Source organism: Streptomyces sp. NPDC044061, from assembly GCF_056434305.1.
This window is the reverse complement of sequence record NZ_JBWKFL010000036.1, coordinates 32,842-51,875: the sequence shown is the minus strand read 5'-3', so window position 1 is coordinate 51,875 and position 19,034 is coordinate 32,842. Positions and strand designations below refer to the sequence as shown.

Genomic DNA, 19,034 nt, shown 5'->3' with positions numbered 1-19,034 from the left:
TGGGTTCGGCGGCACGAGGTCAGCCGCCGAGGGCGTCGGCTGGGCCTTCGGACACCCCGTCGGCGGGGATCGGGCCGCCGCGGTCGGCCGGGGCGGGGAGTCCCTGCCCGATGGGGGGCCGGTCTCCATCGGGATCGTGCTGGAGGACCCCCCGTTCGGCAAGCGGTGCTGGGTGCGGGGGTGTTGTGGTGGCGGCGGGGGTGCGTCGGGCAGCCGCGTCGGCGGCGTTGCCGGCGGCGGGCGGGAGACAGTCGCCGGGGCCGGCGGCCGACGGGACGGCGCAGCCGACGGCGGGTCGCCGTGCGGCGCCGGCGTTCCGTGCCTGGCCAGCCCTGCCCGGAGAGGCGGTCGGGGGGCTGGGACCTGTCTTCCAAATCCTGCCGGGGGCGCGGGGCCTGGTGAGGTCGGCCAGGAGGCGCCGTGGCCCGGGGCCGGCCTGATCCGGAAGAAGGGCCCTCGGGCCGGTCCGCGCGGCCCCGGTGCTGCCGGTGCTGCCGGGGTACGGCGTCGCCCGGGCGGGCGCGGGTACGGCGCGGTCGTACCGGACGTCGTGACCGACCCGGCGTGCGATCCAGGTGCCGGTCCGTGTGTCGGTGATCGTGATGTCGGTCAGGGCCCGGGGCGCCGGGGTCACCACGATCACCTCGCCCGGCCGGTACCCCGGCCAGGCGGTGCCCTGGGTGGTCGCCGTGCCGGGGACGGGCTGGGGCGGCGTGAGCGGGTTGCCGCAGGCGCAGCGGACGCGGGGCACGCCCCGGTCGTCGACGAGGACGGCGGTGCCGGCCTGCAGGACGGACTGGAAACCGGCCGCCCGCCGCTCCCGGTAGGCGTGGTTGGTGACGCTGGTGTCGCTGCGGAGCACGACCGGGGTCAGGCCGCGCAGATAGCCGGGGAGGGCCGCACGGGAGACACCCGCCATCCGGGCGAAGGCGTCACCCTTGGTCCGGTCGGTGGACAGGTGGCCGATCTGGCGCTGGACGTCGCACGCGGCGGAGTGCGCGGTGCCGCTGTAGAGGCCCGGGGTCCCGCCGGAGAGTACGCGCAGCGCATGCGGGGGCGCGGGGGCCTGGCCGACGGGCAGGGCCGACTGCGTGGCGCGGTTGGCCGGTGCGGTGGTGGCCGTGGAGTCGGTGAAGGGATCGGGCCCCTGCACCGCGGCGGCCTGCAGGACGATCTCCGCCCCCGGCCCGACCTCCCTGACCGTGTTGCCGACGCAGCCGGTGGCGAGGATCGCCACCGCGAGCACCCAGGCCGTGACGACGGCTCCGCCGGGTATCCGTCGGGGTCTGCGCACCGCGTTCTCCAGCAATCATCTCGGCGGCCGATAGGTCCCTCATTGTCTGCTTCGCTCGCTCGGGTTACGCAAGCGGAGCGGTGCGGTACACGGAGTCACGGGTCCTTCCCGCGCCGCTGGGCCCGTCCCGTCGCGGCGGCCACAATGGAGGCAGGAGCGCACAGCCGTGGACTGGTTCACCGCACCCGACTACTGGCTGAGCCGGCTGGTCTTCCAGCGGGCTCTGGCCGCCCTGTACCTCGTCGCGTTCCTGGCGGCCGCCCTGCAGTTCCGGGCGCTGCTGGGCGAGCGCGGGATGCTGCCGATCCCCCGGTTCACGGCGCGGGTGCCGATCGGACGAGCCCCCTCTCTGTTCCAGCTGCACTACTCCGACCGCTTCTTCGCGGCATGCGCCTGGGCGGGCTGCGCCGTGTCGGTGGCCCTGCTCGCCGGCGTGGACTCGCTGCTGCCGCTGTGGGCCGGCATCCTGCTGTGGCTGGTGCCGTGGGCGCTGTACCTGTCGATCGTCAACGTGGGCCAGACCTGGTACTCGTTCGGCTGGGAGTCGCTGCTGCTCGAGACGGGCTTCCTGGCCGTGTTCCTCGGCAACGACGAGGTGGCGCCACCGGTCGTCGTACTGTTCCTGCTGCGCTGGATCCTGTTCCGGGTCGAGTTCGGCGCCGGGCTGATCAAGCTGCGGGGCGACGCGTGCTGGCGGAAGCTGACGTGCCTGTACTACCACCACGAGACGCAGCCGATGCCGGGCCCGCTGAGCTGGTTCTTCCATCACCTGCCGAAACCGCTGCACAAGGCGGAGGTGGCGGCGAACCACCTCACCCAGCTGGTCGTGCCCGTCCTGCTCTTCGCTCCCCAGCCGATCGCCTCGGCCGCCGCCGCCCTGATGATCGTCACCCAGCTGTGGCTGGTGCTCTCCGGCAACTTCTCCTGGCTGAACTGGATCACCATCGTGCTGGCCCTGTCCGCGCTCCGGCTGCCCACCACGGCACCGTCCGTGCCCGCGGCACCGCTCTGGTACGAGATCGTGGTGCTGGCGGTCGCCGCGCTGTTGGTCTTCCTGAGCTACCACCCGGTGGTGAACATGGTCTCCCGGCGCCAGGTCATGAACCGCTCCTTCGACCCGCTGCACCTGGTGAACACCTACGGCGCGTTCGGCAGCGTCAGCCGGGTGCGCTACGAGGTGGTGGTCGAGGGCACGCTGGACGACGTACCGCGGGAGGACTCGGACTGGCGGGAGTACGAGTTCAAGGGCAAGCCCGGCGATCTTCGGCACTGGCCGCGCCAGTTCGCGCCCTACCATCTGCGGCTGGACTGGCTGATGTGGTTCGCCGCCCTGTCTCCCGCCTACGCAGGCGACTGGTTCGGCGGCCTGGTCGAGCGGCTGCTGGAGAACGACCGCGACACCTTGAGGCTGCTGCGCCGCTCCCCCTTCCCGCCGGACACCCCGCCCCGCCACATCCGCGCCCGCCTCTTCCGCTACCGCTACACGACCTGGCGGGAACTGCGGGAGACGGGCGCGTGCTGGGAGCGGACGTATGTGCGGGAGTATCTGCCGCCGACGCGGTTGGCCGTGGCGGCTCAGCGGTCATGAGCGGCCCGGGCCCTCCGAGGGAGCCCGGTGGGACCGGGTCCGGTAGCGGCTGCGGAACTCGGCCAGCAGTTCGTCGGTCGCCTCGGCGCCCGCGCTCACGGCGGCGTGCACGTCGCGGAAGTAGTTCTCGTAGCCGGCCGGGGTGTAGAGGCACAGTGCGCGTGCCGGAACCGGGCCGGCGTTGCGGAAGCCGTGCGGGGTGCCACGGGTGGCGGCGAGCAGGTGCCCGGGGCCGGCCGTCACCTCGCCGTCTCCGGTGTGGAGCGTCAACTCGCCTTCCAGCACGTAGAAGTACTCGTCGTGCCCCTCGTGCACGTGCGGCCGGGCGCCGACGGTGCCGGGGGCGAGGCCGAACTCCTCGAAGGCGAAGTGCCCGCCCGTGTGCTCGCCGGTGAGCCGGAAGAAGTGCGCGACACCCGCGACGTCCATCAGCTCCCCGTCCTCAGGGCTGCGCAGCAACGGGCGTGTGGAGATGCGGGCTTGATGATCAGTCATGTGGGCATTGTGTCCGAGTCACAGGCCGTAGACGGCTGTGGCGGTGCCCTCGAAAACGGCCCGGCGTTCCTCCTCGTCGAGGTCGGCGGTCAACTCGGCCATGGTGGTGTGCACTTCGGTGTAGGCGGCCGCCAGTGTGCACACCGGCCAGTCGGAGCCGAACATCAGGCGTTCGGGGCCGAAGGCCTCCAGCGCGGTGTCCGTGTACGGGCACAGGTCGCGCGTCGTCCAGGTGGTGGGGTCGGCCTCGGTGACCAGGCCGGACAGTTTGGCGACGGTGTTGGGCAGGGCGGCCAGGGCGCGCAGGGACGTGGCCCACGGTTCGCGTTCCCCCGTGGCGATGGGCGGCTTGCCCAGGTGGTCGAGGACGAAGGTGAGGCCGGGGAGCCGGGCGGCCGCCTCGGCGCAGGCCGGGAGCTGGTGGGGCAGCACCACCAGGTCGTAGACCAGGCCCGCCTCGGCCACGGCGGCCAGGCCCCGCTGCACGTCGGCGCGCAGCAGCCACTCCGGGTCGGGTTCGCCCTGCACCTGGTGGCGGATGCCCTTCAGGTGGGAGCCGCCGGGGAGTTCGCGCAGGCGGGTCAGTTCGTCGGCGATGTCGGGGCGGGTGAGGTCGGTCCAGCCGACCACCGCGGCGACGAGGTCGTGTGCGGCCGCCAGGGCGAGGAACTCGGGGGTCTCCTCGGCGACGGTGACCGTCTGGACGAGGACGGTCGTGTCCACCCCGTTGGCGCGGGCCTCGGGTTCCAGGTCGGCGAGGGCGAAGTCGCGGCGCAGCGGAGCGAGTTCCGGGCCCCTGATCCAGTCCTGGTCGCGGACCGACAGGTCCCAGACGTGGTGGTGGGCGTCGACCGTCACGGCAGCTCCCAGACGACGGGCAGGGAGGCGTCGGCGCCGTCCCGCGAGTAGTCGTGGACGACGTCGAGCAGCTCGGCCATGCGGGCCTGCCAGGCGACGTTGACGGGCAGCCGTTCGAGTTCGGCGAGGAGACGGCCGTAGTCCTCGCATTCCAGCAGGTGGAAGAGGTCGGTGCCGCTGCGCCAGATGGTCCAGGAGGTGGCTCCGGCGGCGCGGACGGCGTCGGTCAGCTCCTTCGGGACCTCACGGTGGGCCGCCTCGTAGGCGGCGACGCGGTCGGCGCGGACCCTGGTGTGCAGGGCGACCCTCATGACGGCTCCTCGGCGGGCAGCAGACCGGTGGCACGCAGTTCCCGCCAGAAGGCGGCCGGCACCGGGGTGGCGAACTGCTCGGCACAGTCGTGCACTTCGGCTGCGGAGCGGGCGCCGGCCAGGACCGTGGCGACCGCCGGGTGCGCGGCGCAGAAGGCGAGGGCGGCGGCGCGCAGGGTGATGCCGTGCCGTTCGGCGGCCGCCTTCAGGCGCAGGGCGCGGTCGACCAGCTCCTGGGGAGCACGGGTGTAGTCGTACGTCGACTGCGGTGTCGGGTCCGCCAGCAGGCCCGAGTTGAAGGCGCCGCCGATGACGACCGACACGCCTTGTGCGGCGGCCTCGGGCAGCAGCTCGGTCGCCGCGCTCCGGTCGAGCAGGGTGTACCGGCCCGCGCAGAGCACCGCGTCCACGTCCGTGTCGCGCACGAACCGGGCGAGCATCTCCGTCTGGTTCATGCCCGCGCCGATCGCGCCGACGACTCCCTCCGCACGCAGCTTCTCCAGCGCGGGATACCCCTCGCGGAAGGCCTGTTCGGCGTGGTCGTCGGGGTCGTGGAGGTAGACGACGTCCACCCGGTCGAGTCCGAGCCGTTCCAGGCTGGACTCCAGGGTGCGACGGACGCCGTCGGCACTGAAGTCCCAGACCCGGCGGTGATCGGCGGGCACGGCGAAGCCGTGCGCCAGGTCGTCACCGGTGCCGTCGGCGGGTTCCAGACGGCGGCCGACCTTCGTGGAGACCGTGTACGCGGCGCGGTCGTGCTCCCGCAGGGCCGCGCCGAGGCGCCGTTCGGACAGGCCGAGCCCGTAGTGGGGCGCGGTGTCGAAGTGGCGGATGCCCCGCTGCCAGGCGGCCCGTACGGCCTCGTGCGCCTGCTCGTCGTCCATCGGGGTGTAGAGGTTGCCGATCCCGGCGGCGCCGAAGCCCAGCGGGCCGACCTCGACGACGCTGCGGCCGAGGCGGCTCACCGGTCCGCCGCCGGGCGCGGCCTGAGGCCCTGCATGCCGCCGTCGACGGCGAGCGCGGTGCCGGTGGTGGCGCCGGACAGGGGGCTGGCCAGGTAGGCGATGGCGCCCGCGACCTCGGCGGCCGACACGAGGCGTCCGGTGGGCTGGCGGGCCTCCAGCGCGGCGCGCTCGGCGGCGGGGTCGGGGGCCGCGTCCAGCAGGCGGCCGATCCACGGAGTGTCCGCCGTACCGGGGTTGACGCAGTTGACCCGGATGCCCTCGCGGACGTGGTCGGCGGCCATGGCGAGGGTCAGGGAGTACACGGCGCCCTTGGTGGCGCTGTAGAGGGCACGCTGCGGCAGACCGGCGGTGGCGGCGATGGAGCAGGTGTTGACGATCGCCGCGTGCGCGGAGCGGCGCAGGTGCGGGAGGGCGGCGCGGGCGGCGCGGACCATGCCGAGGACGTTGACGTCGAAGACCCGCCGCCACTCCGCGTCGTCGTTGTCCTCGACGGTGCCCTGGGCGCCGATGCCGGCGTTGTTGACCAGGACGTCCAGGCCGCCCAGGGCCTCGGCCGCCTGTTCCACGGCCGCGCGGACCGAGGTGTCGTCGGTGACGTCGGCGGTCAGCGCGAGGAGGGGCTTGTCGACCGGGGAGGGGTCGAGGTCGAGCACGGCGACCTGGGCGCCGCGTGCCGCGAGCAGGTCGGCCGTGGCCCGGCCGATCCCGGACGCACCGCCGGTGACCAGGGCCCTGAGGCCCTCGAAGTCGCTCATGCCGCCTGTCCCTTCCGGGTCTCGGGGTCGGCGGCCCAGAAGGTGCCGCCGGGGAAGGTGTACCGCGCGATGGACTCGGGGTGCATGGCGGCCGAGAAGCCGGGCGCGGTGGGTGCCGTGTAGTGGCCGTCGCGGATCACCACAGGGGTGAGGAAGTGCTCGTGGAGGTGGTCGACGTACTCGATGACCCGGTCCTCGGTGGTGCCGGAGACGGCCAGGTAGTCGAACATCGACAGGTGCTGGACGAGTTCGCACAGGCCGACCCCGCCGGCGTGCGGGCAGACGGGGACGCCGAACTTGGCGGCGAGGAGCAGGATGGCGAGGTTCTCGTTGACGCCGGCGACGCGGGCCGCGTCGATCTGCACGACGTCGAGGGCGCCGGCCTGGAGCATCTGCTTGAAAACGATGCGGTTGTGGACGTGTTCGCCGGTGGCGACTCTGACGGGTGTCACCGCGCGGCGGATCGCCGCGTGCCCGAGGACGTCGTCGGGGCTGGTGGGCTCCTCGATCCAGTACGGGTCGAACTCGGCGAGTGCCTTGGTCCAGGCGATCGCCTCGTCCACGTTCCAGCGCTGGTTGGCGTCGACGGCGAGGCGGACGTCCGGTCCGACGACGGCGCGGGCGACCCGGCAGCGCCGTACGTCGTCCTCGAGGTCGGCGCCCACCTTCAGCTTGATCTGCCGGAAGCCGTCGGCGACCGCCTGGGCGGCCAGCCGGGTGAGCTTGTCGTCGTCGTAGCCGAGCCAGCCCGGGGAGGTGGTGTAGGCGGGGAAGCCGCGCTCCAGCAGCCGGGCCCTGCGGTCCCGTGCGCCTTCCCTCCCGCGTCTGAGCAGGTCCAGGGCCTCCTCGGGGGTGAGGGCGTCGGTGATGTAGCGGAAGTCGATCTGGCGGACCAGCCACTCGGGTTCGGCGTCTGCGAGCAGTCGCCACAGCGGCTTGCCGGCCCGGCGGGCGGCGAGGTCCCAGACGGCGTTGATCACGGCCCCGATCGCCATGTGCATCACGCCCTTCTCGGGGCCGAGCCAGCGCAGCTGGCTGTCGGCGATCAGGTCCCGGAAGAGCGAGCCGGGGTCGGCGCACAGCTCCGCCACGTCGCGGCCGAGCACATGACCCCGCAGTGCGTCGATCGCGGCGACCTGGACGTCGTTGCCCCGCCCGATGGTGAAGGTGAACCCGTGCCCCTCGGGCCCGTCGGCGGCGTCCGTGCGCAGGACGACGTAGGCCGCCGAGTAGTCGGGGTCGGGGTTCATCGCGTCGGAGCCGTCCAGCTCGCGCGAAGTGGGGAAACGGATGTCGTGGGTGTCGACCGCGATGATGCGGGAGGGGGCCTGGGACACTGAAGTCCTTTCGGTCAAAGGTCAGTTGACGGCAGGCGGTCAATCCTGGGCCCGGCCCGTCGTCACGCGGGCGATCATGAGGGCGACGAGGATGATCCCGCCGTAGATGGCCTGGATCCAGAACGACGGCACCTGCGCCAGGGTCAGCAGGTTCTGTACGACGCCCAGCAGCAGCACGCCGGTGAGGGCGCCGAACATGGTGCCCCTGCCGCCGTCCAGGCTGATGCCGCCGATCACCGCCGCCGCGAACACGGTGAAGATCATGTTGTTGCCCTGGTTGGCGCTGATGGCCCCGACATAGCCGGTCTGCAGGAGGCCGCCCACGGAAGCCAGGACTCCGGCCACCACGAACACCCCGAGCATCACGCGCTCGACGCGGATGCCGGCCGCGCGGGCCGCGTCCGCGTTGCCGCCGATGGCGTACAGGGCGCGGCCGACGCGGTGGTACTTCAGCACCAGCCCGGCGATCGCGAAGGCGGCGGCGGCGAGCCACACGGACAGCGGGACCCGCAGGAAGGTCGTGGTGGCCAGGGTGAAGAAGGCGTCGGGCATCCCGAACAGCGTCTTGCCCTTGGTCGCGCCGACGAGCAGGCCGCGCAGGACGATCAGCATCGCGAGGGTGACGATGAAGGCGTTGAGCCTGAACCGCACCACCAGGACGCCGTTGAAGGCGCCGATCACCGCGCCGACGGCGAGGACGGCGAGCAGGGCGAGCGGGGCCGGCAGTTCGGTGCCCCAGCCGGACTGGGCGGAGGGCAGGACGAGCAGGGCGCCCACGGCCGGCGCGATGCCGACCACGGACTCCAGCGAGAGGTCGAACCTGCCGGTGATCAGGACGAGCGACTCCGCGAGCACGACCATCGCGAGGGCCGCCGAGGCTCCCAGGATCGAGACGATGTTGCGCTCGGTGAGGAAGGAGTCGTTGACGAAGGCCCCCAGCACCATCAGCAGCAACAGGGCGGGCAGGAGGGCCAGTTCGCGGGCCCGGCGCAGCAGCACCGTCCTGGCCGAGCGGGCGTCGGGCACCGGAAGGGGCCTGAGGGGCGGGGCCTTGGTGTCAGCCATGGTCCACTCCTTCGATGGAGGCGATCAGCTCGTGGTCGTGCCAGCCGGCCGGATGCTCGGCGACGATCCGGCCGTGGAAGAGGACGAGGACGCGGTCGCAGCGGCGCAGGTCGTCGAGTTCGTCGGAGACGACGAGCACGGCGGTGCCGTCCTCGCGGGCACCGTCCACCCGGGCCAGCAGGGCCTCCTTGGACTTCACGTCGACGCCCGCGGTGGGGTTGATCAGCACCAGCAGGCGGGGATCGGAGGCCAGCGCGCGGGCCATGACCACCTTCTGCGCGTTGCCGCCGGAGAGGTCGGAGACGGGCTGGTCCGGGCCCTCGGCATGGATGCCGAGGCGCTCGATCAGGTCGGTGGCGACACCCCGCTTGTTCCGGGTGCCGACGAACCCGTACCGCCCGAGGCGGCCCAGCACGCTCAGGGTGGCGTTGTCGCCGACGGTCATGCCGGCCACGAGACCCTGGTCGTGCCGGTCGCGGGGCACGCAGCCGACGCCCGCCCGGAGCGCGGACCGCACGTCGCCGAACGGGAGTCGTGCGCCGTCCAGTCGGGCCGTGCCGCCGTTCGGGGTGTGCAGTCCGGCGAGGGTCTCGGCGAGTTCCGTCTTGCCGCTGCCGCTGGAGCCGGCGAGGCCGACGACCTCGCCGTGGCGGACGGTGAGGTCGACGTCCTCGTACGCCGTGCCGGTCAGCCCGTGTGTCTCGAGGGCCACGGGCGCGTCGTCGGGCACCTTCTCGCGTGCGGTCACCGCGCGCTCGGCGACGCTCTCCCCGGCCATCGCCTCCACCAGCGCGGCACGGGGGAGGTCGGCGACGGGCGCCGTGACGATCCAGCGGGCGTCACGCAGGACGGTCACCGTCTGGCAGACCTCGTACACCTCCTGCAGATGGTGCGAGATGAACAGGAAGGTGACCCCGGAGTCCTGCAGGGCGCGCATCCGGTCGAAGAGCCGCTCGATCTCCCGGTTGTCGAGCTGGGCGGTCGGCTCGTCGAGGACGATGAACCGGGCGCCGAAGCTCAGCGCCCGGGCGATCTCCACCATCTGCCGGTCCTCGACCTTGAGGTCGGCGGTGCGCGCCTCGGGGTCGACGCGCACGTCCCAGGTGGCGAGCAGGTCCGCGGCCTCGATGCGCAGCCGGCGCCAGTTGACGAGCCCCCGGCGGAGCGGCTGCCGGTTGATGAACAGGTTCTCGGCGACCGTCAACTCCGGTACGACCGTGGGCTTCTGGTAGACGCAGGCGACCTTGCGGCGCCAGGCGTCCCGGTCGGCGAGCGGGGGTGCGGGCTCGCCGTCGAAGCGTACGGTGCCCTCGTCCGGGGCCTGGAGTCCAGTGAGGACGTTGACGAGGGTGGACTTGCCGGCGCCGTTGCGGCCGACGAGCGCGTGCGACTCCCCGGGCCGCACGGTGAGGCGGCCGTCGGCGAGGGCCACGGTGGGGCCGTACCGCTTGACGATCCCCTGGGCTTCGACGAGTGGGGTGCTCATTTGACCGTGTTGCCCCAGAGCTTCGGGTCGTCGACGTTGTCCTTGGTGACCAGGGGCGCGGGAAGCTGGTCCTCGAGGATGCCGCTGGGCAGCCTGACGATGGTCGAGTCGTGGTCCGTCGGGCCGGGCTCGAACGTCTTCCCCGCCATCGCCGCCTTGATGTAGTACATGCCGTACTTCGCGTAGGCGTCTGCGGGCTGGGAGACCGTCGCGTCGATCTCGCCCTTGCGGATGGCGTCGAACTCCTGCGGAATGCCGTCGTTGGAGACGATGACGACGTGGCCCTTCTGCCCCGCCGCCTTCAGCATGTTCTTCGACTTCAGGGTCTGCAGCGTCGGCGCGAGGTAGACGCCGCCCGCCTGCATGTAGATGCCCTTGATGTCGGGATTGGCGCCGAGCAGCGTGTCCAGCTTGGCGGCCGCGGTGTCCGACTCCCACTTGGCGGGGATCTCCAGCACCTTGAGCTTCGGGTACTTCTTCTTCACACAGGACCTGAAGGCCTCGGATCGGTCGCGGCCGTTGACCGAGGCGAGGTCGCCCATGATCTGCACGACCTTGCCGCTGGTCACGTGCTGCCCGAGGTAGTCGCAGGCCTTCTCGCCGTAGGCGACGTTGTCGGCGCGCACCACCATGGCGACCTTGCCCTTGTCGGGTGCGACGTCCACGGCGACGACGGGTACGCCCTTGCGCTCGGCCTGGTCGAGTCCGGCCTGGATGGCGGCGCTGTCGAGCGGGGCCACGACCAGGCCCTTCACGCCCTGGTTCAGCTCGTTGTTGATGTCCGTGATCTGCTGCGAGGGGTCGCTGTTGGAGTTGACCGTCTTCAGTGCCTGCACGCCCTCGGACTTGGCCATCCTGGGCACGTAGTCGTTGTACGACTGCCAGAACGGCGACGTCAGCAGGGGCAGGATCACCCCCACCTTGCCCGTGCCGCCCCCGCCTGAGGCGCTGGAGGCGCCGGTGTCCTTCGTGCTGCCGCATGCGGTGAGCAGCAGCGAGGCGCAGGCGGCCAGGGCCGCCACGCCGGTGATCCGTGACCTGTTCTGCTTCCTCGCTGTTCTGGCGGGCATCTCGCGGCTCCTCGTCGAGCGTGTTCGAGCAGATGCCTGGATACTTATCAGACCACTCCAGCGTTTCAACACCCTCCTGCAGCGGATTTCCCCGCCTCAAGCACATAGTGGTCCGACCAATTCGGTGATTACACTGCGACACACCCGGGTGACTGGAGGAGTGGCGTGGACGAGGAAGCCCCGCAGAAGGGCACGGTGACCCAGCGGGCCATCGAGCGGATCAAGGCGATGATCGCCCAGGGGTCGCTGGAGCCCGGCCAGCGCCTGCCGACCGAGCGGGACCTCGCGGCCCAGCTGGGCATCTCCCGCAGCTCGATGCGCGAGGCGATCCGCGCGCTGACGGTCCTCGGCGTCCTGGAGGCCCGGCACGGGTCCGGCATCTACGTCACCGCACTGGAGGCCGGCGACCTGCTGGAGACCTTCGGCGTGGTCGCCGACCTGTCCCGGGGTCCGCGTCTGGTGGAGCTGCTCGAGGTACGCCGGATCCTCGAGTCCACGGCGACCGCGCTCGCCGCCGCGCGCATCACCGACGACCGACTGGCCGAGGTGGAGAAGCACTTGGCGGCGATGAACGCCACCGACGATCCCGAGGAGATCCTCGCCCACGACCTGGCCTTCCACCGCGAGATCGCGGCAGCGGCGGGCAACGAGACGATGGCCGCCATCCTGGAGGGCCTGTCCTCCCGCACCTTCCGGGCCCGCGTCTGGCGCGGCTACCAGGAGGAGGGCGCCTTCACCCGCACCCGTCGCGAACACGCCGCCATCCACCGCGCCCTGGCCGCCCGCGACCCGGAGGCGGCCCGGGCGGCAGCGGCGGCGCACGTGGGCGAGGTGGAGGAGTGGCTACGGGCGCAGCTGGGGCCCTGACCAGCCCCCTCCAGGTCAGACTGCCACCGGGGGAAGAGGCGGCTCCGGGCGCCCTCCCTGCGCCTCGGACCACGCACGCAACTCGTTCGCGCCGACCTCCTCGACCACGGCCTGCAGCGCCCGCCGGGCCGCTGCGTCGCGTTCGGTCTCGGGCAGGAGCAGGTAGCGGTCGAGTGCCCGGCGCAGCGACTCCCTCGCCTGCGCGGCCAGCACCCACCGCGAGCCGGCGCCGTACAGCTGGCGCATGCCGGTGAAGAAGACGGCACCGCCCGCGATCAGCGCGGTCAGCCAGGCCGGAGCGTGCAGACCGGCGGCCACGACCGTCACCGACGTGGTGAGAAGAGCACCCAGCTCGGTGCCGTGATGCAGCCTCCTGGCCCGGTCGCCGGTCCGTGCGTAGAACGCCAACTCCCGCTGGGCGAGGGCCAGCAGGGGATCCGGCTCCGCTGCCCAGGAGGTGTCGGGCACCCTTCTTCGTCTCATCGGCACATCATCGTGGCTGTGCCCGCGCCGGGAAAAGCCGGGCCGGTGGGCACGCCGGGCCGCCCTGGATCCGCCGCGGGTTCATGCCCTGCGCAGCCGCAGCGTCATCAGCTCGAACGGGCGCAGCCGTACGGTGATCCGGTCGCCGTCCCGCACCGGCGGTTCGCCGTCGCCGGCCGGTCGCTCCAGAAGGTCGGTCACGGTGACGTCCCCGACGCCGAAGCCGGCTGTGAGGGTCGCCCGGGCCCGGCCGCCGTGGGCCTCGTGGAAGCGGACCACCACGTCACCGCTGCCGTCGTCGGCCAGCTTCACGGCCGTGACGACGACCGCCTCGTTGTCCACCGCGACCAGCGGGGCGACCTCACCGGCGCCGGTCGTGCGCCGCTCGGGCAGGTTGATCCGCCAGCCCTCACGGACCGCGTCCGCGATCCCGGCGCCGGGGATCAGCGCGTGGCGGAAGCGGTGGACGCCCTGATCGGTCTCGGGGTCCGGGAAGCGCGGGGCCCTCAGCAGGGACACCCGGACCGTGGTGGTCGTACCGCGGTCGCCGTCGCCGCGGACCGTGCGGGTCACGTCGTGGCCGTACGTCGAGTCGGTGACGACCGCGACGCCCCAGTCGGGTTCCGCCAGGTGCACGAAGCGGTGGTTGCAGGCCTCGAACTTGGCAGCCTCCCATGAGGTGTTGGTGTGGGTGGGGCGATGGAAGTGCCCGAACTGGGTTTCCGACGCGTACCGTTCGGCGTGCAGGTCGAGCGGGAAGGCCAGCTTCAGGAACTTCTCCGTCTCGTGCCAGTCGACCTCCGTGTCCAGCACCAGCCGCCGCTCCCCCGGCGGCAGCGACAGCACCTGGGTGACGTGGGACGCGCCGAAGGACCGTACGATCCGCACCGAGGCACCGTCCTCGCCCGCCGTCACCGAATCGGCGTCCGTGAGGTCCTTGACCGTGTTGCGGTAGAACTCGTCCACGTCCCAGGCGTCCCACATGTTCGGGAAGTCGGGGTGCAGTTGCAGGAGATTGGCCGCGCCGCCGGGGGCGATCGTCTCGCGGTCGGCCTCGATGTCGCGGGCGGAGACGACCAGACCCCGGGCGTCGATCTCGATCCGCAGCAGGCCGTTGTCCAGGACGTGGCCGCCGTCCGCGCGCGGCGTGAGCGCCGTCGCGCCCTGCGCACCCTCCGCTGCCGCGCCTCCGGCCGGGACACCGGCCCGCGGGTGCGGGGTGGCGTTGAAGACCAGGGGCGTCTCCCCCTCGCCGGCGAGCGCCCGCTGGGCGGCTTCCACGACCCCGTTCAGCTCGGCGGCGATCCGCTCGTACGTCGCCCGGGCCTCCCGGTGCACCCAGGCGATGGAGGAGCCGGGCAGGATGTCGTGGAACTGGTGCAGCAGGACCGTCTTCCAGATCCGGTCCAGCTCCTCGTAGGGGTAGTGGAATCCGGTGCGCACGGCGGCGGTGGCCGCCCACAGTTCGGCCTCGCGCAGCAGGTGTTCGCTGCGCCGGTTGCCCTGCTTGGTCCTGGCCTGGCTGGTGAGGGTGGCGCGGTGCAGTTCGAGGTACAGCTCGCCGACCCACACGGGGGGTTCGGGGTATTCGGCCTCGGCCTTCTCGAAGAACGCCCGGGGTGTCTCCCAGACGACGGTCGCGGAACCTTCGAGGTCGCGCAGGCGGGCCGCCTTGGCGACCATCTCGCGGGTCGTGCCACCACCTCCGTCGCCCCAGCCGGTGGGCGCCAGCGAGTGCCGGGCCCTGCCCTTGTCCTTGAAGTTCCGTGCCGCGTGGGCGATCTCGCCGCCCTTCATCGAGCAGTTGTAGGTGTCGACGGGCGGGAAGTGGGTGAAGATCCGGGTGCCGTCGATGCCCTCCCACTGGAAGGTGTGGTGGGGGAACTTGTTGGTCTGCGACCAGGAGATCTTCTGGGTCAGCAGCCACTTGGAGCCGGCCGCCTTGATGATCTGCGGCAGTCCGGCGGCGAAGCCGAAGGTGTCGGGCAGCCAGGCCTCCTCGTTCTCGATGCCGAACTCGTCGAGGAAGAACCGCTTGCCGTGCACGAACTGACGGGCCATCGCCTCCGAGCCCGGCATGTTGGTGTCCGACTCCACCCACATCCCGCCGGCCGGCACGAACCGCCCGTCCGCCACGGCCTTCTTCACCCGGGCCCACACCTCCGGCCGGTGCTCCTTCACCCATGCCCACTGCTGCGCCTGGGACATGGCGAAGACGAAGTCCGGCTCGTCCTCGACGAGCGCGGTCATGTTGGACGTCGTACGGGCCACCTTGCGCACGGTCTCACGCAGCGGCCACAGCCACGCCGAGTCGATGTGCGCGTGCCCGACGGCGCTGAGGCGGTGGGCCGAGGGCACGGCGGGGGCCGACAGCACGCCGGTGAGCCGCTCCCTGGCCCGGTCGGCCGTGCCGTTCACGTCCTGGAGGTCCACGGCGTCCAGGGCCCGGTCGACCGCGCGCAGGATGTCGTGGCGGCGCGCGGAGTCCACGGGCAGCTCGGCCATCAGCTCGCCCAGCACCTCCAGGTCCAGCACCAGCTGCCACACGGTCTCGTCGAAGACGGCGAGGTCCATGCGGGTGAGCGTGTACTGGGGCTCGTGCCCGGCGGTGTCCTTGTCGCCGAGCATGGTGGGCCGGAAGGGGTGGTAGTCGAGGATGACCGGGTTGGAAGCGGCCTCGATGTGCAGGCGCACCTCCTCCCCGCCCGCGACGGGCGCGCCGACGCGCACCCACTGGTTGCGGGGGTTGAGGCCCTTCACCGGTGTGCCGTCGGGCCGGTAGACCAGACCCTCGCACTGGAAGCCGGGCATGTTCTCGTCGAAGCCCAGGTCGAGCAGGGCCTCCACGGTCCGGCCCGCCCAGGCCCCGGGTACGGTCCCGGTCACCCGGAACCAGCTGGTTCCCCACGGAGCACCCCACCGGGCGCCCACCTCGATCGGCGCGGGCTCGGCCGCCAGTCCCTCCGCGACCGGCACGGGCTCGCCCGGCGCGTGCCAGACGGCGACCCGCAGCGGCACGGACTCGGGGTACACGGCGGGACGGATGCGTTCGTCGAGGACGCGCCGGAGGCGGGCTTCGACCAGGTTGCGGTCGTCATGCATGCGGGGTGCTCCCTGCTGGGTTCCGGGTGACTACCAGGTGTGAGTGACGGTCACGGGAGTCGAGGCGTTGTAGAGCTCCCCCACGGCGCGCAGTTCGAACCGTGCGGCCGTCTCTCCCGTCGCGGGCCGGAGTCCGGCGGCGAACCAGGCACGCTGGCAGGTGCCGCCGAGGAAGCGGCGGGTGCCGTCGGGCAGGAGCCGGTGGAGCTCGTAGTGGCGGACGGGTCCGGGTGCGGCATTCCAGGCGAAGCGCAGGTCGCCGCCGGAGGCGGCGGTGATCCGCAGCCCCGAGGGTGCGGCGGGGGCCGGGGAGGTGTCGTGGACGGCGAGGCCGCCCAGCCGCCAGCGCACGGGGCCCCCGTCGGGCGCGGTGAGGCGGACGGCGAGAGCGTGGATCGTGCCGGACAGCCCGGTGAGCCGTACGGTCGACGTCTGCCAGGAGTTGACCGAGTTCACGGCCCGGCGGCGGCCCGGCCCGGTGTCGACCGGGTTCACAGGCAGCCAGGTGTACGGCGGTGTCGCACCGGCGCCGCTCGGTTCGGCGGTGGCGACGGCGAGTTCGACGTTCACCGTGCCCACGTCCGTCCGGTGGGTCAGCTCGACAACCGTGTCAGCAGTGATCGGCAGCCGGGTCGCGTAGAGATCCACGACCACTGGTTGATCCGGCTCACCGTCGACCAGCACGCTGCTGCCGCCCCGCCAGGCGTCCTCGAAGTCGAAGGAGACGGCGGGCCGCCGCCCCGTCGTCCGCACGACCCAGCGCCGCGACGGCAGCCGGTCCTGCAGGCCGAGGTGGTTCCAGGGCGCGTCCGAGGTGACGGCCCCCGCCTCGTACCACCGCAGCCCGTGCCCGGTGTTGAACACGCTCGCGAACGGCACCGAGGACACCGTGGACCGGTCCGCCACCGACACCGCGGGGGCCCGCCACGGGTCACTGGCGTCCGGCCGTGCCGGATCGAGCGACCGCCCGGTCCAGAACCGGTCGTCGGCCGCATGGAAGTCGTCCGGGGTGCGCTGGTCGGCGGGCAGGTGGTTGCGGGTCCACTCGGGCCGGTAGAAGCCGATCGAGGTGACGTGCGCCTTCCCCGTCGGCAGGATCGCGTCCCAGTTCACCGAGGTGCCTGACCCGTTCGACTCGACGTCGACGCCCGCCCACAACTCGTAGCGGCTGCGCCCCAGTTGTCCGGCCCTGGTCCCCGAGGAGGCGAGGGTGCCGGCGCTCCACCGGAAGTCGACGAACATGTCGTCGGCGGCCTGGAAGAAGGCCTCGTTCTGGCTGTTCAGCGCGCCCTGCCAGCTGACCGTGCCGTTCACGGTCATCGCGTCGTACCAGGTCACCCGCTGCCCCTTGGCCGCCGCGAGCGCCTTCAGCTCCTTCACGAAGCCGAGCATGGCGGTGCCGAGCGCGGTGTTCCCGCCGCTCGTCTCGGCGTTGAGGAACCAGCCGTCGAAGCCGTACGCGGCCGCCACCGCGACGAGTTGCGCGGCCAGCGGGAAGTGCCCCGAGGAGTCCTTCTGCACGAGGTCCCGGGTCCACTGGAGCTGTCCGCCGTAGGCGGTGGGCGGCAGGAAGATGTTGCCGAGGACGGGCACGCCGTGCCGGTGGGCCGCGTCCACGACCGGCGCGTTCGGCGCGAGGATCAGGCCCTCGCCCGACGAACCGCCCCAGAACACCAGTTCGTCCAGGTAGGCCCAGTGGGTGAGGGCGTAGTAGTCGGCGGTGGCCGACCCCTGGGAGGGGTTGCCGGAGGTGGGGCCGAAGGAGACCAGGGCCTGGACGCGGGCCTGCCCCGAGCGGGCGGTGGCGTTCGCCGGGGTCGGGGCGAAGCGTGCGGCGAGCGGTACGGACGCGGCGTTGAAGGCGAGGTCGGGGTCGTCGGCGGCGCGCCAGGCCTTCAGGCTGCGCCAGGTGATGCCGGCACCCGGGCTGCCGGAGGGCAGGGAGTCCGGGTACCAGTAGGAGGCGTACGGCGGGGTGGCGGCGGCCCTGGGACGGGAGGCCGCGAGGGCGGGCGCGGGCAGCAGGGCCGCGGCTGCGCCGGCGACGAGGACGGCGCGTCTGGTGGGGTTCACGAGCAAGTGCCTCCTTGTGGGGTTGGGAGAACCTGGTCGGGAGTGACGACTTCGGTGATGCCGCGCGCGGTGAGGTGGTCCTTGTCGTCGGCGCGGGTGTCCAGGACGGTGGTGGGGCGGGCTCCGTCGGCGACCAGCCGGAAGAAGGCGTCGAAGACGGGGCCGCCGGGGGCGCAGCGGGAGCGGCGGGCCGGCTCGGACGGGACGACGAGGGCCGTACCGCGTGGGGCTGGCACCTCGTGCGGGCCACGGGCCGCGTCGGCCAGCACGCGTGCGATGTCCTTGGGCCGCCGGTCGTTGGTGAACAGCCCGAGGCCGTACTCGAGTTCGGGGAAGTCGGCGAGTGTGCGGGAGACGTCGTACGAGCACCACCAGGTGATGCCCCAAAGGTCGGGACAGTCCAGGACGTTGTCGACGGTGGCCCGGGCGAAGGCGGCCGCGTGTTCGGCGGGGACCATGGGCGCGGGTGCGCCGACCTCCTGGAGCCACACCGGCCGGTGCGGCTCCTCGGCCCAGGCCTTGCTCAGCTCGACCAGGTAGGCGGCGTGGTGTTCGGCCGGTACGGAGGTACGGCCGTGGCGCTGGGCGGTGCCGTTGAACACCCAGGAGTGCACGGCGGTGGCGGCGCCGAGGCGGGCCGAGTGGCCGGGGGTGAAGGGCTGGTCGTCCTGGTACCAGGCGGCGTCGTACGAGGCGTGCAGATGCAGCCCGTCCGGGGCGCCCTCGGCGCAGGCGGCGAGCAGCCGGACGAGCCACTGCTCGGCCTCCTCGGCCGTGATCCGGTCGGGGTCGGGGTGGGGTCCCGCGGCGAACTGGTTGACCTCGTTGCCGATGGTCATGCCGATGAAGTTGGGCCGGTCGGCGAGGGCGGCGGCGAGGGTGCGCAGATAGGCGGCCTGGCCGTCGACGACGTCCGGGTCGGTGAAGAGGTTGCGGCGGTGCCAGGTGCGGGTCCAGGCGGGCAGGAAGTCGAAGCTGCTCAAGTGGCCCTGCAGTCCGTCCACGTTGACGTCCAGACCTCGTTCGGCGGCCGCGTCGGCGAGGGCGACGAGCTGCTCGACGGCGCGCGGCCGGATCAGGGTGCGGTTGGGCTGGAAGTAGGGCCACAGCGGGAAGACGCGGATGTGGTCCAGGCCGAGGGCGGCGATGGCGTCGAGGTCGGCGCGTACGGAGTCCGGGTCGAAGTCGAGCCAGTGGTGGAACCACCCTTCGCTGGGGGTGTAGTTGACGCCGAAGCGCACGGCAGGGGGCATGCGGTGTCCTTGCTCCTTGCGGGAAGTTCGGG

General features: G+C 72.4%; 16 protein-coding genes. 2 read left to right on the top strand and 14 right to left on the bottom strand.

Translation table 11 applies throughout. The features are described from left to right. Window positions 1–19: 19 nt before the first annotated feature. On the bottom strand, window positions 20–1,294 hold the full coding sequence (locus tag AC07CM_RS39220; protein ID WP_478881306.1) for a DUF6777 domain-containing protein: 1,275 nt from the start codon (window positions 1,292–1,294) through the stop codon (window positions 20–22). Window positions 1,295–1,460: 166 nt separating this feature from the next. On the opposite strand from AC07CM_RS39220, the gene AC07CM_RS39215 reads away from it, so the two are divergent. Then, window positions 1,461–2,882 (top strand): lipase maturation factor family protein, encoded by a 1,422-nt coding sequence (locus AC07CM_RS39215; RefSeq protein ID WP_478881305.1) that lies wholly within the window; start codon window positions 1,461–1,463, stop codon window positions 2,880–2,882. Here the strand turns inward: AC07CM_RS39215 and AC07CM_RS39210 are convergent. The 9 genes from AC07CM_RS39210 to AC07CM_RS39170 are packed head-to-tail and all read right to left on the bottom strand — an operon-like array spanning window position 2,877 to window position 11,224. Continuing rightward, window positions 2,877–3,377, bottom strand: coding sequence for a cupin domain-containing protein (locus AC07CM_RS39210; protein WP_478881304.1), 501 nt, complete (start codon window positions 3,375–3,377; stop codon window positions 2,877–2,879). The genes AC07CM_RS39215 and AC07CM_RS39210 overlap by 6 nt on opposite strands. A gap of 18 nt (window positions 3,378–3,395) precedes the next feature. Beyond that, the gene (locus AC07CM_RS39205) at window positions 3,396–4,235 is read right to left on the bottom strand and encodes an amidohydrolase family protein (protein ID WP_478881303.1); all 840 of its coding nucleotides are present in this window, start codon (window positions 4,233–4,235) and stop codon (window positions 3,396–3,398) included. Further along, window positions 4,232–4,546, bottom strand: coding sequence for an L-rhamnose mutarotase (locus AC07CM_RS39200; protein ID WP_478881302.1), 315 nt, complete (start codon window positions 4,544–4,546; stop codon window positions 4,232–4,234). The genes AC07CM_RS39205 and AC07CM_RS39200 overlap by 4 nt, the downstream gene beginning before the upstream one ends. After that, window positions 4,543–5,511, bottom strand: coding sequence for an aldo/keto reductase (locus tag AC07CM_RS39195; RefSeq protein WP_478881301.1), 969 nt, complete (start codon window positions 5,509–5,511; stop codon window positions 4,543–4,545). Before AC07CM_RS39195 ends, AC07CM_RS39200 begins: the two co-directional genes overlap by 4 nt. Beyond that, window positions 5,508–6,266 (bottom strand): SDR family NAD(P)-dependent oxidoreductase, encoded by a 759-nt coding sequence (locus AC07CM_RS39190; protein ID WP_478881300.1) that lies wholly within the window; start codon window positions 6,264–6,266, stop codon window positions 5,508–5,510. Before AC07CM_RS39190 ends, AC07CM_RS39195 begins: the two co-directional genes overlap by 4 nt. Continuing rightward, window positions 6,263–7,603 (bottom strand): L-fuconate dehydratase, encoded by a 1,341-nt coding sequence (locus AC07CM_RS39185; protein WP_478881299.1) that lies wholly within the window; start codon window positions 7,601–7,603, stop codon window positions 6,263–6,265. The genes AC07CM_RS39190 and AC07CM_RS39185 overlap by 4 nt, the downstream gene beginning before the upstream one ends. A gap of 39 nt (window positions 7,604–7,642) precedes the next feature. Then, a complete protein-coding gene (locus tag AC07CM_RS39180; RefSeq protein WP_478881298.1) occupies window positions 7,643–8,668 on the bottom strand; it encodes an ABC transporter permease in 1,026 nt (341 codons plus the stop codon). Continuing rightward, window positions 8,661–10,154, bottom strand: coding sequence for a sugar ABC transporter ATP-binding protein (locus tag AC07CM_RS39175; protein ID WP_478881297.1), 1,494 nt, complete (start codon window positions 10,152–10,154; stop codon window positions 8,661–8,663). Before AC07CM_RS39175 ends, AC07CM_RS39180 begins: the two co-directional genes overlap by 8 nt. Beyond that, window positions 10,151–11,224, bottom strand: coding sequence for a sugar ABC transporter substrate-binding protein (locus tag AC07CM_RS39170; RefSeq protein ID WP_478881296.1), 1,074 nt, complete (start codon window positions 11,222–11,224; stop codon window positions 10,151–10,153). Before AC07CM_RS39170 ends, AC07CM_RS39175 begins: the two co-directional genes overlap by 4 nt. A gap of 165 nt (window positions 11,225–11,389) precedes the next feature. Here AC07CM_RS39170 and AC07CM_RS39165 point away from each other — a divergent pair, with 165 nt between their 5' ends. Next, a complete protein-coding gene (locus AC07CM_RS39165; protein WP_478881295.1) occupies window positions 11,390–12,091 on the top strand; it encodes a FadR/GntR family transcriptional regulator in 702 nt (233 codons plus the stop codon). A gap of 15 nt (window positions 12,092–12,106) precedes the next feature. Here AC07CM_RS39165 and AC07CM_RS39160 read toward each other — a convergent pair whose 3' ends face one another. The 4 genes from AC07CM_RS39160 to AC07CM_RS39145 all read right to left on the bottom strand — a co-directional run bounded on the left by AC07CM_RS39160 (window position 12,107) and on the right by AC07CM_RS39145 (window position 19,002). Further along, complete coding sequence (locus AC07CM_RS39160) at window positions 12,107–12,574, bottom strand: DUF4231 domain-containing protein (protein WP_478881294.1); 468 nt, start codon at window positions 12,572–12,574, stop codon at window positions 12,107–12,109. An 81-nt stretch (window positions 12,575–12,655) separates the two neighbouring features. Next, window positions 12,656–15,676 carry an alpha-mannosidase gene (locus AC07CM_RS39155; RefSeq protein WP_478881293.1) on the bottom strand — a complete coding sequence of 1,007 codons (3,021 nt, stop codon included), beginning with the start codon at window positions 15,674–15,676 and terminating at the stop codon, window positions 12,656–12,658. 30 nt (window positions 15,677–15,706) lie between these two features. Continuing rightward, window positions 15,707–17,749, bottom strand: coding sequence for an endo-beta-N-acetylglucosaminidase (locus tag AC07CM_RS39150; protein ID WP_478881292.1), 2,043 nt, complete (start codon window positions 17,747–17,749; stop codon window positions 15,707–15,709). Then, window positions 17,746–19,002: a glycoside hydrolase 5 family protein gene (locus AC07CM_RS39145; protein WP_478881291.1), complete on the bottom strand. Its 1,257-nt coding sequence runs from the start codon at window positions 19,000–19,002 to the stop codon at window positions 17,746–17,748. Before AC07CM_RS39145 ends, AC07CM_RS39150 begins: the two co-directional genes overlap by 4 nt. Window positions 19,003–19,034 lie beyond the last annotated feature (32 nt).

Excerpts from the sequence above, each read along its gene's own strand:
- AC07CM_RS39210 (WP_478881304.1), bottom strand. The coding sequence starts at position 3,377 with ATGACTGATCATCAAGCCCGCATCTCCACACGCCCGTTGCTGCGCAGC.
- AC07CM_RS39200 (WP_478881302.1), bottom strand. The coding sequence starts at position 4,546 with ATGAGGGTCGCCCTGCACACCAGGGTCCGCGCCGACCGCGTCGCCGCC.
- AC07CM_RS39190 (WP_478881300.1), bottom strand. The coding sequence starts at position 6,266 with ATGAGCGACTTCGAGGGCCTCAGGGCCCTGGTCACCGGCGGTGCGTCC.
- AC07CM_RS39180 (WP_478881298.1), bottom strand. The coding sequence starts at position 8,668 with ATGGCTGACACCAAGGCCCCGCCCCTCAGGCCCCTTCCGGTGCCCGAC.
- AC07CM_RS39175 (WP_478881297.1), bottom strand. The coding sequence starts at position 10,154 with ATGAGCACCCCACTCGTCGAAGCCCAGGGGATCGTCAAGCGGTACGGC.
- AC07CM_RS39170 (WP_478881296.1), bottom strand. The coding sequence starts at position 11,224 with ATGCCCGCCAGAACAGCGAGGAAGCAGAACAGGTCACGGATCACCGGC.
- AC07CM_RS39160 (WP_478881294.1), bottom strand. The coding sequence starts at position 12,574 with ATGAGACGAAGAAGGGTGCCCGACACCTCCTGGGCAGCGGAGCCGGAT.
- AC07CM_RS39155 (WP_478881293.1), bottom strand. The coding sequence starts at position 15,676 with ATGCATGACGACCGCAACCTGGTCGAAGCCCGCCTCCGGCGCGTCCTC.
- AC07CM_RS39145 (WP_478881291.1), bottom strand. The coding sequence starts at position 19,002 with ATGCCCCCTGCCGTGCGCTTCGGCGTCAACTACACCCCCAGCGAAGGG.